The sequence below is a fragment of the Stenotrophomonas sp. 2YAF22 genome (assembly GCF_052114665.1).
GTDB lineage: Bacteria > Pseudomonadota > Gammaproteobacteria > Xanthomonadales > Xanthomonadaceae > Stenotrophomonas > Stenotrophomonas indicatrix.
In genome coordinates this window covers 1-8,504 of sequence record NZ_JBFRFE010000120.1, presented here as the reverse complement: position 1 = coordinate 8,504, position 8,504 = coordinate 1, and the positions used below count along the sequence as shown (strand labels likewise).

General features: G+C 68.3%; 7 protein-coding genes. 2 read left to right on the top strand and 5 right to left on the bottom strand.

Going from position 1 to position 8,504, the window contains the following annotated elements; all coding sequences use genetic code 11:
• The first annotated feature begins 202 nt into the window (after positions 1-202).
• Positions 203-919, top strand: a complete 717-nt coding sequence (locus AB4Y84_RS07095) for an MgtC/SapB family protein (RefSeq protein ID WP_025878554.1) — start codon at positions 203-205, stop codon at positions 917-919.
• Positions 920-934: 15 nt separating this feature from the next.
• On the opposite strand, the gene AB4Y84_RS07090 is transcribed toward AB4Y84_RS07095, so the two are convergent.
• Entirely contained in the window at positions 935-1,339 is a 405-nt protein-coding gene (locus AB4Y84_RS07090; protein ID WP_312787580.1) for a MerR family transcriptional regulator, read from the bottom strand.
• Between the two features lie 64 nt (positions 1,340-1,403).
• Here AB4Y84_RS07090 and AB4Y84_RS07085 point away from each other — a divergent pair, with 64 nt between their 5' ends.
• Positions 1,404-2,231, top strand: a complete 828-nt coding sequence (locus AB4Y84_RS07085; RefSeq protein WP_442244829.1) for a class I SAM-dependent methyltransferase — start codon at positions 1,404-1,406, stop codon at positions 2,229-2,231.
• 85 nt (positions 2,232-2,316) lie between these two features.
• Here AB4Y84_RS07085 and AB4Y84_RS07080 read toward each other — a convergent pair whose 3' ends face one another.
• From AB4Y84_RS07080 to AB4Y84_RS07065, 4 genes are all read right to left on the bottom strand, one after another.
• Complete coding sequence (locus AB4Y84_RS07080) at positions 2,317-2,607, bottom strand: DUF6959 family protein (protein ID WP_170929478.1); 291 nt, start codon at positions 2,605-2,607, stop codon at positions 2,317-2,319.
• Positions 2,608-2,728: 121 nt separating this feature from the next.
• Positions 2,729-3,559, bottom strand: a complete 831-nt coding sequence (locus AB4Y84_RS07075; RefSeq protein ID WP_442244830.1) for an OmpA family protein — start codon at positions 3,557-3,559, stop codon at positions 2,729-2,731.
• A gap of 62 nt (positions 3,560-3,621) precedes the next feature.
• Positions 3,622-8,193, bottom strand: coding sequence for a YadA-like family protein (locus AB4Y84_RS07070; RefSeq protein ID WP_442249929.1), 4,572 nt, complete (start codon positions 8,191-8,193; stop codon positions 3,622-3,624).
• A gap of 96 nt (positions 8,194-8,289) precedes the next feature.
• Positions 8,290-8,504, bottom strand: a 215-nt coding sequence (locus AB4Y84_RS07065; protein WP_442249928.1) for a hypothetical protein, incomplete at its 5' end; no start/stop codon positions are given.

Here is an 8,504-nt window from a genome sequence, read left to right as displayed (position 1 = left end):
GGTGGCCGACGATGGCCAGGTGCTGGGCGTGGTGTCTGAAGCATTCGTGCGCAAGCGCTATGCGGAGGAACTGGACAAGCGCCAGCGCGAAATGATGGGCGAGCGCGTCGACGAGTAGATCCACGCCATGCGTGGATGATGCCCCCTGCCCCTCCACGCGTGGCGTGGTTCTACTGTCACCTGCGGGAGGTAGACTGCGGCCATGCGCTTCATTGAAACCTTCCAGCCCGGCCCGTTCGCCGACACCGTGGTCAGCCTGCTGGCGGCGTTCGTGCTCGGCACTCTGATCGGCGCCGAACGCCAGTACCGGCAACGCACCGCTGGCCTGCGCACCAACGTGCTGGTGGCTGTCGGCGCTGCCGCCTTCGTTGACCTGGGCATGCGCATCGCCGGCAGCGCCGAGGCCGTGCGGGTCATCTCCTACGTCGTCTCGGGCGTCGGCTTCCTCGGCGCCGGCGTGATCATGAAGGAAGGCATGAACGTGCGCGGCCTGAACACCGCCGCGACGCTGTGGTGCTCGGCTGCCGTGGGCAGCTGCACCGGCGCGGACATGCTGGCCGAAGGCGTGCTGCTGACCGTACTGATCATCGCCGGCAATACCCTGCTGCGGCCACTGGTGAACGCGATCAACCGCATCCCGATCAACGAAGCCGCCAGCGAAGCGACCTACGAAGTGCGCCTGAGCGTGGATGCCGACGCGGTGCCGCGCGTGCGCGAGCGCCTGGTCGATGCGCTGGAAGCCGCGCAGTACCCCGTTGGCGACGTGCAACTGGTGGAGCACGCCGATGCGCCCACTGATGTGATCGCAGTGCTGGTCAGCACCGCAGTCAGCGCCGACGAACTGGACGTGGTGCTGGCGCGGATGGAACAGGTGCCGGGCGTGCTGCATGCCACCTGGGAAGTCAGCACCCGCGATTGAGCGGGTGTCGGCAGTTCATCCGCGCGCTACGCGCTGCTGCGCTCGCAGCAACCTGCGGAACGAGGCGCAGCGCCGAGCATCCTCGGCGTGTGGACAGGCGGCAGCCCGCCGCAGCCGATCCTGCGCCCGCTGCAATCTGCGGATCTGCAGCTGCAGCGCATCGGCCCGGGCCAGCAATGCCGTGCGATCCAGTGCAAGCCCTGCCCCCTGCGGCATCGCTGCGCCGATCTGCTGCAGCGACAGGCCTGCCGATTGCCCCAGGCCGATCAGTGCCAGCCGATCCAGCACCTGTTCGTGGTACTGCCGGCGCAGGCCGCGACGCCCTAGCACCTGCAACAGGCCGAGCTGCTCGTAGTAGCGCAGCGTCGAGGCCGGCACGCCACTGCGGCGGACCACCTCACCGATATCCAGTTCCTGCATCGTGCTTGACCTCAAGTGGGCTTCAAGCGCCACCATGGTCGCACTCCCCGCGCAAGGCAAGCCCATGGACGATTCACTCCCGCTCGATCAGAACACGCTCTGGAACGGCGCCGCCGGCGAGAACTGGGTCGCGCAGCAGACCCTGCTGGACGACCTGTTCCAACCGATGGCCGATGCCCTGCGCGACGAGCTGCCGGTTACCGTCACGGAACTGCTGGACGTGGGCTGCGGCACCGGCGCCAGTACGCTGAGCGCCGCCGCAGCACGCCCTGACGCCCATTGCACGGGCGTGGACATCTCCGCACCGATGCTTGACCTGGCCCGCCAGCGCGCCGCCGCGATCGGGCGCGGGATCGACTTCATCGTTGCCGATGCCCAGCGCCATCCCTTCGCAACGGCGCGCTACGATTGGATCCAGTCGCGCTTCGGGGTGATGTTCTTCGAGGACACGCAGGCCGCCTTCTCCAACCTGCACCGTGCCGCCCGAACGGGCGCGGGCCTGCGCTGCATCGCCTGGCGCAGCGCCCAGGAAAATCCGTTCATGACCACCGCCGAGCGCGCCCTTGCAGACCAGCTGGTGCTGCCGGCGCGGGTACCGGGTGCACCGGGGCAGTTCGCTTTCGCCGATGGCGAACGGGTGCGCCAGCTGCTGCAGCGTGCCGGATGGCAGGACGTGGACATCGCGCCGCTGGACCTGACCTGTTTCCTCAGCCCTGATGCGCTGGCCAGCTACGTCGGCCAGCTCGGACCTGTGGGTTTGGCCCTGCGTGCGTTGCCGGCCGCACGCTCCGAAGCGCTGCTGCAGCAGGCGCTGACCGCGTTCGCACCGTCCATCGACGGTGACCGTGTGCGGGTGGAAACCGCCTGCTGGATGATCCGCGCCCGCGCATAGCAACAGAAAAGGGGACGGAGGGGATCAAGTCGTTCATGCCCCGGTTGTGCGGGAAACGACTTGATCCCCTCCGTCCCCTGTTTCTCTACAAGGCCTCGCCGGCATCGGCCAGCCGCGATTCGATCAGCGCGTACCACTGCTCGAGCATGTCGACCAGCATGTCCAGCTCGGCGTCGGCACGCTGCGCGCGGCCGCTGCGCAGGCACGCCTGTGCTTCCTGCAGCTGGGTGAGGAAGCCGGCAACGGTGTCGGCCTGCAGGATGAGGCCCGGCAGCCGGCGCCCGGGAATGCGCACGACCGCATGGTTGCCGAGCTGGCCGTACACGCTGAGAGTGGCTTCCGTCTTCATGGACAAGGGCAGGAATTGGGCATTCATCAGGTGCACCAGGGAAGAAACCTGCCCACCGGCAGGCGTGGAAAACGGGGGAGACGTTTCCACGTCCTGCCGGCAGAACAGGGGGGACTCGGGATGCCGGGGCACGCCCCGACGCGGGGATTCAGTGCGACCGGGCCACGCCCGCGATCTGCACCCGGCGATTGGGCGCCAGGCAGGCGATCAGCTCGCGCCGGTTGCGCTGGTCGCACTGCACCAGCGGTTCGGCAGCACCCCGCCCTTCAGCGCTGATGCTCGCCGCGGATACGCCGCCCTGTACCAGCGCCGTGCGCACCGCCTCGGCACGTCGCTGCGACAGCGTCTGGTTGTAGGCAGCGCTGCCGATGCGGTCGGTGTAGCCGACCACCTGGATCGACTGCACCTGGCTAGCCTCACGCACCTGCGCCAGTACACCCTGCACGGCCTGCTGGCCGCTGGCACTGAGTACGGCACTGTCGAAGCCGAACAGTGCATCGGCAGCCAGCCGCAGCGGCTGCTCAGGCAAGGGCGCCGGCGGTGGCGGCGGACGCGGCGGGTCGAGGACCGCTGCGCACGATTCAGGCTTCCAGTAGCCGCCCTGGGCGATGCCCTTGTTGTCGAAGCGCACCTGGAACTGGCAGGTGAAGTACTCCGCGCCCTGTGCGGTGCGGAAGTTGAACAGGTAGTTCCACTCGCGCACGCCCCACATGCCTTCGTTGAAGTGCGGGGTGCCGAGCAACGTGTACAGCTGGCGCTTGCTCATGCCCGGTGCGAACCGGCGCAGGTCGGCGATATCCGGATAGATGCCTTCCTTCAGCGATGCCTCGCTGGCCTCCGGGAAGGTGACGGCGGTGCTGTCGGCGGGGCCGTCGGCGGCCGGTGCGTGGCTGCGGCAGGCAACCAGCAGCCCCGCGGCCAGGATCAGGCCCAGCGTGGCGGCGACGCGGCCACTGCGAGCGATGCGATGCGGTTTCATGTCATTCCCCCTGTAGACGTTGCCCGCTGCGCCGGGCCGCGAATGCGACCCGGCGCAGGTGATCACCACTGGATGCCGGCACCGACGGCCACACCGGCCTCGCCGCGGCTGTTGGTGGAACCACTGAACTTGTAGATCCAGCGACCGCCCTCGGAGACACCGGAGATGCCCAGGGCCACGCCGGATTCGCCGTTGTAGCTGCCGGCGGCGATCGAGGCCATGTTGCGGCCTGCCTCGCTGGGCTGCGGCAGCGATGCGGTTGCCATCGCCGAGGCGATACCGGCCGATGCGCGGTTGTCGGTCTTGCGCAGGTCGCGTTCGAAGCCGCCCATGCGCTCATCGGTGTAGGCCTTGGACCAGTCCAGGGTCTGCGCCATGCCCGACTTCAGCTGGTCGACATTGACCGCGTCGGTACCGGCGGTGCCGGCAGCGACGTTGCGCACCGTGGTCGGGCCGCTGCTGGTGCTGCCCAGGGTCACGCTGTTGTAGTTGGTGGTGCCGTTGGTAGTGGTGTCATAGCGGATCGTGCCCTGCTGCGAAGCCTGCAGCTGGCGCACGTTGACCGCATCGGTCGCCTGCGAACCATCGGCCACGTTGACCACCTGGCGTTCGGCACCGGCTGCACCCACCRACACCGTATTGGCGCGGTTGGCGACCGAGCCCGCACCCAGCGCCACCGAGTTGTCGGCCTGCGCCTGCGAGCCGTTGCCCAATGCGGTCGAGTTGGCCCCGGCCGCAGTGGAGCCGGCACCGCCCGCGGCGGAGTTGGCGCCGGTGGCGGCCGGATCGGCCAGGTTGTTGCTGTTGTTGGCGCGGAAGCTGCCGGCAACGTTGGTGATGTTCTGGATCTTCTGGTCGGTGTAGGCCTTGGACTGGTCGATGGCGTAGTTCACGCCGTTCTTCAGTTGGCCGACGTTGGTCGCATCGTGGTCGTCGGAGCCATCGGCCACGTGGGTGATCTTGCGCTCGCTGCCACTGCTGCCCACCGCCACCTCACCGGACGAGTTGCTGGCGCCGGCCTGGCCATAGGCACCGGTATAGCCGGTCTGCGCACCGACGCTGGCCACCGAACCGGCACCCAGCGCAACACTGTTGCCTGCGCTGGCATTGGCACCGTTGCCGACCGCTACGCTGCCCGCACCGGCTGCGCTGGCCTGCGGGCCGACCGCCAGTGCTTCGGCACCGGTGGCCGTGGCTGCGGCAGCCGTGGAGTTGACCGCCAGGTACGGGCTGCCGCCGCCGCTGCTGATGCGCTGGTTGAGCACCCGCAGCGAGCCGTCCACTGCAGAGAACGCAGCGGTGACGTTGCTGTAGTCGTTGCCGGTGATGGTGCCATCGGTGGCGATGGTGGAGATGTTGAAGGTCGGCGCGGTCCACAGCCCGGTGCTGCCGTTGTACACGGTGCTGCCACCGAAGTAGCTGGCCACCGTCTGGTGCGTGCTGAACAGCTGGTCGCCGGTGATGGCATCGCTGCTGCCCGCCAGGATGCTGCCGGCGGCCACGTTGGTGACTTTCACCGGTGCACCGCCGGTACCGCTGAGGGTCACGGTATCGACCACGTTGCCACTCCCGTCCACGTCGTACTTCACGGCGCGCGCGTCTAGGTCATCGGTCTGCTCGGCTACATTGGCCAGCGAATTGCTGACCGCATCGAAGGCCGTGCCGACGTCGTTGTAGCTGCCCTGGCTGACCGTGCCATTGGCGGCGACGTTGTTGAGCGTGTAGGTCGGCGCGGTGACCACGCCATTGGCATCCACTGCAGCGCCGCCGCCGAGGTGGGTGGCCACCGTCTGGTTGGCCGCGAACAACTGCGCACCGTTGATTGCTTCACTGCTGGCCGCGCTGATCTGGCCCGGGCCGAGGTTGCGCAGCGTGGTGGCGGTGCCGGACTGGCCGAGCGTCGCACTTGCGTAGTTGACGCTGCCGTCGCCGTTGAGGTCGTAGCGCAGCGCGCCCTCTTCTGAAGCCTGCAACTGACCCAGGTTGACCGCATCGGTGCTGGCGGTGCCGGCGGCGACGTTGGTGACCTGGCGTTCGGCGCCCGCGGCACCGATCGACACGCTGTTGGCACGGTCGGCCAGGCTGCCGGCACCGACCGCGATGCTGTTGGCGGCGGTTGCGCTGGCACCGGCACCAACGGCGATTGCTTCGGCGCCGCTGGCCACGGCGTCGGCACCGGTCGAGTTCACCCGCAGGTACCGGGTGCCGGTGTTGCGGATGTCATTGATCTGGGTGTTGAGGTTGACCAGCGAACCATCCACCGCATCGAAGGCGTCGGTGACGTTGTCATACAGCCCCGGGGCCACGGCGCCACCGGTGGAGATGGTGCTGATCTCGAACAGCGGTGCGGTGAAAGTGCTGGTGAGCGGATCGAACGCTGCGCGTCCGCCGAAGAACTTTGCCATCGTGTCGTTGCTGGCGAACAGCTGCGCACCATTGACCGCCTCGCTGCTGGTGGCGTTGACCGCGCCGGCGGCCAGGTTGCCGATGGTGGTGGTGCCGGTGCCATTGCCGAGGGTGACACGGCGGTAGTCGGGGTCGCCTGCACCATCCAGGTCATAGGTGACCGCCGCCGCGCCGACCGCGTCGATCTGGCTGATCGCACCCTTCAGCTGGGCCACGTTGACTGCATCGGTGTTGGCGCTGCCGGCCGCCAGGTTGGTGATCTGCCGCTCGCCACCGCCTGCGGTGCCCACCGACACTTCGCCCGCCGACACCTGTGCGGTGGTCAGGCCGTAAGCGCTGTAGCTGGCCTGCGCGCCGCGCAGTGCGGCCGAGCGATAGCCCAGCGCCACCGAGTTGGCCTGGTTGGAGGTGCTCTCTGCGCCGAGCAGGGTCTGCCCGTTGGCAGTGCCGCTGGCACTGTCGCCGACCACCACCGAGTGCCCCATGCGTGCTGCATAGTCGGCGGTGGGAACACCGGTCGGATCGCTCGGATCATTGGCGCCCGCGCCCGGGAAGGCGACGTTGGCATCGACCTTGGGCAGCTCATGGCGGGCGTTGGCACCGATCACCACTTCCTTGGAGCCGTTGGCATAGGCGCCATCGCCCATCAGCACCTGGTAGTCCTGAGCTGCGTTGACCGCCCAGCAGGAGATGTCCGCCAGCGCGATGTCCAGGCACTTGGCCGCCCAGGCCGGCGAGTCCGTCGGCAGCAGCAGGCCGAGCAGGCCACCGGGATTGCCGTTGTTGATGTTGTAGATGTAGCTGTCGGAGGTGACGCCACCGATCAGGGTCAGGTGCGAGCTGCCACCGGTGACCGCGCCACCCAGTCCGTTGAGCGTGGTGCCGACAGGCGTTGCATTGACCACCGGCAGGCCGAGCACGTTGACCGTGGAATAGGTCTGCATGACGTTGGCGGTGCTGAGCTTGAGGTTGCCGTTGGACAGGTAACCGGTGCCGCCGAACAGGCTGGCGGTGGTCGGTCCGAGCAGTTCGGTGACACCGCCCACCAGGCCACCGGTACCGATCACCAGGCCCGCGTTCGGGTCGGCAGCGGCGGGCGCCTTCGGGCTGGTCGGCGGAATGGCCGACGGCGAGGTCAGGCCGAGGCTGCCCAGGGTATTGCCGACCAGGCCACCGACGGCGCCGGTCAGGTTGCCGACGGTGCCGTTGAGGTCACCATTGAGCAGGCTGCCGACCGCGCTGCCAACGCCGTTGAGCGCAGTGCCGACGCCGTTGAGCAGGCCGCCCAGGCCCAGCGCGCTGTTCTGCGCGGCGACGGTTGCGGTGCCGGCCAGCTTGAGATTGCGATCGGCGACGATTTCCTCGCCGTCCTTGCCCTGCACCCGTACCTTGCCTGCCACGCCGGTATCGAACGCTGCAGTGATCGCGCGGTCATCGGTGTCACCCGGCAGCTCTTCCTTGGCAGGCAGCGTGACCGCTGCGGTGGCACCGATCTGGCCTTGGCCTTCGATGTGATTGCCGGCCACGACCAGCTGCGAATCGACCTTGCCATCCACGGCCGCCTTCAAGCCGGACGGCGTTACACCCGCTGCCGCGGCAACCTGGGTGCCGGCGTCAATGCTGGCAACCGGCTTGCCGGCGATGCCGACATCGGCCTTTGCTGCCGCGTTGGCGGCCAGACCCAACGGCGCCTGTGCGGCCGGTGCGACGTTCGCCGCAAGCGCGGCATCGACACGGGTAGCGGCTGCAGTGCCAACACCGATGTTGGCGCGCACGTCGGCGCCCAGCACCGGTGCAGGCACCTGGCGCGGCGCGGCGCCGGCCGCCAGCTTGACCTGCACGGTGGCCGGCAGCACGTCGCGCACGACCGGCAATGACGTTGTGCTCAGCTGCAGGCCGACGCGTGCGTTGGCACTGATCGCCGGGTTCGCCTGTGCCTGTCGTGCAGCCGCGGCCAGCGCCACTTCGGCATCGACCTTCACCGGCATCGGCTGGGTGTACTTGGCCGCCAGCGCCTGCAGGTCGCGCAGCGATTGATTGGCCTCTGTCGCCGCCGCAGGTCCGCTGGCCAGCACGCACAGCAGTGCCATGGCCAGGGTGCTGGGCACCAGAAGGCTGGCACGACGGTCGCGCGGTGCGGTACCGCCGCTATCGCCGGTGGCCAGTTCCGAGGCCACAACCAGAGCATTGAGCTGGCGGTTCCATACACGCCGGTAGATGCGGTTCATGAGCATTTCCCCCGTAGGCGGACAACTTGAATGTCAGTGGACTTGCCGTTAGGCAGGTGACTGACATTTCGCGCCTTTCAGCGAGGGCTGAGCACTTCATTCCGGCAGGGCAATCGCGCATTCCGGCAAATCCACGGCCGGATTCGGCAGCCACATATGCAAATCCGGCAGGGAGGGCTGGCCGGGCTGCCGCCCGGCACCCGCAGAGGCGAAAACCAAAGCCAAAGCCAAAGCAACAGCCGGCTCTGGGTTTTCTGCGGGTTGGCGGGGCGGTGTGGGCTTGCAGGACACGCCGTAAACCCGTCCATGGG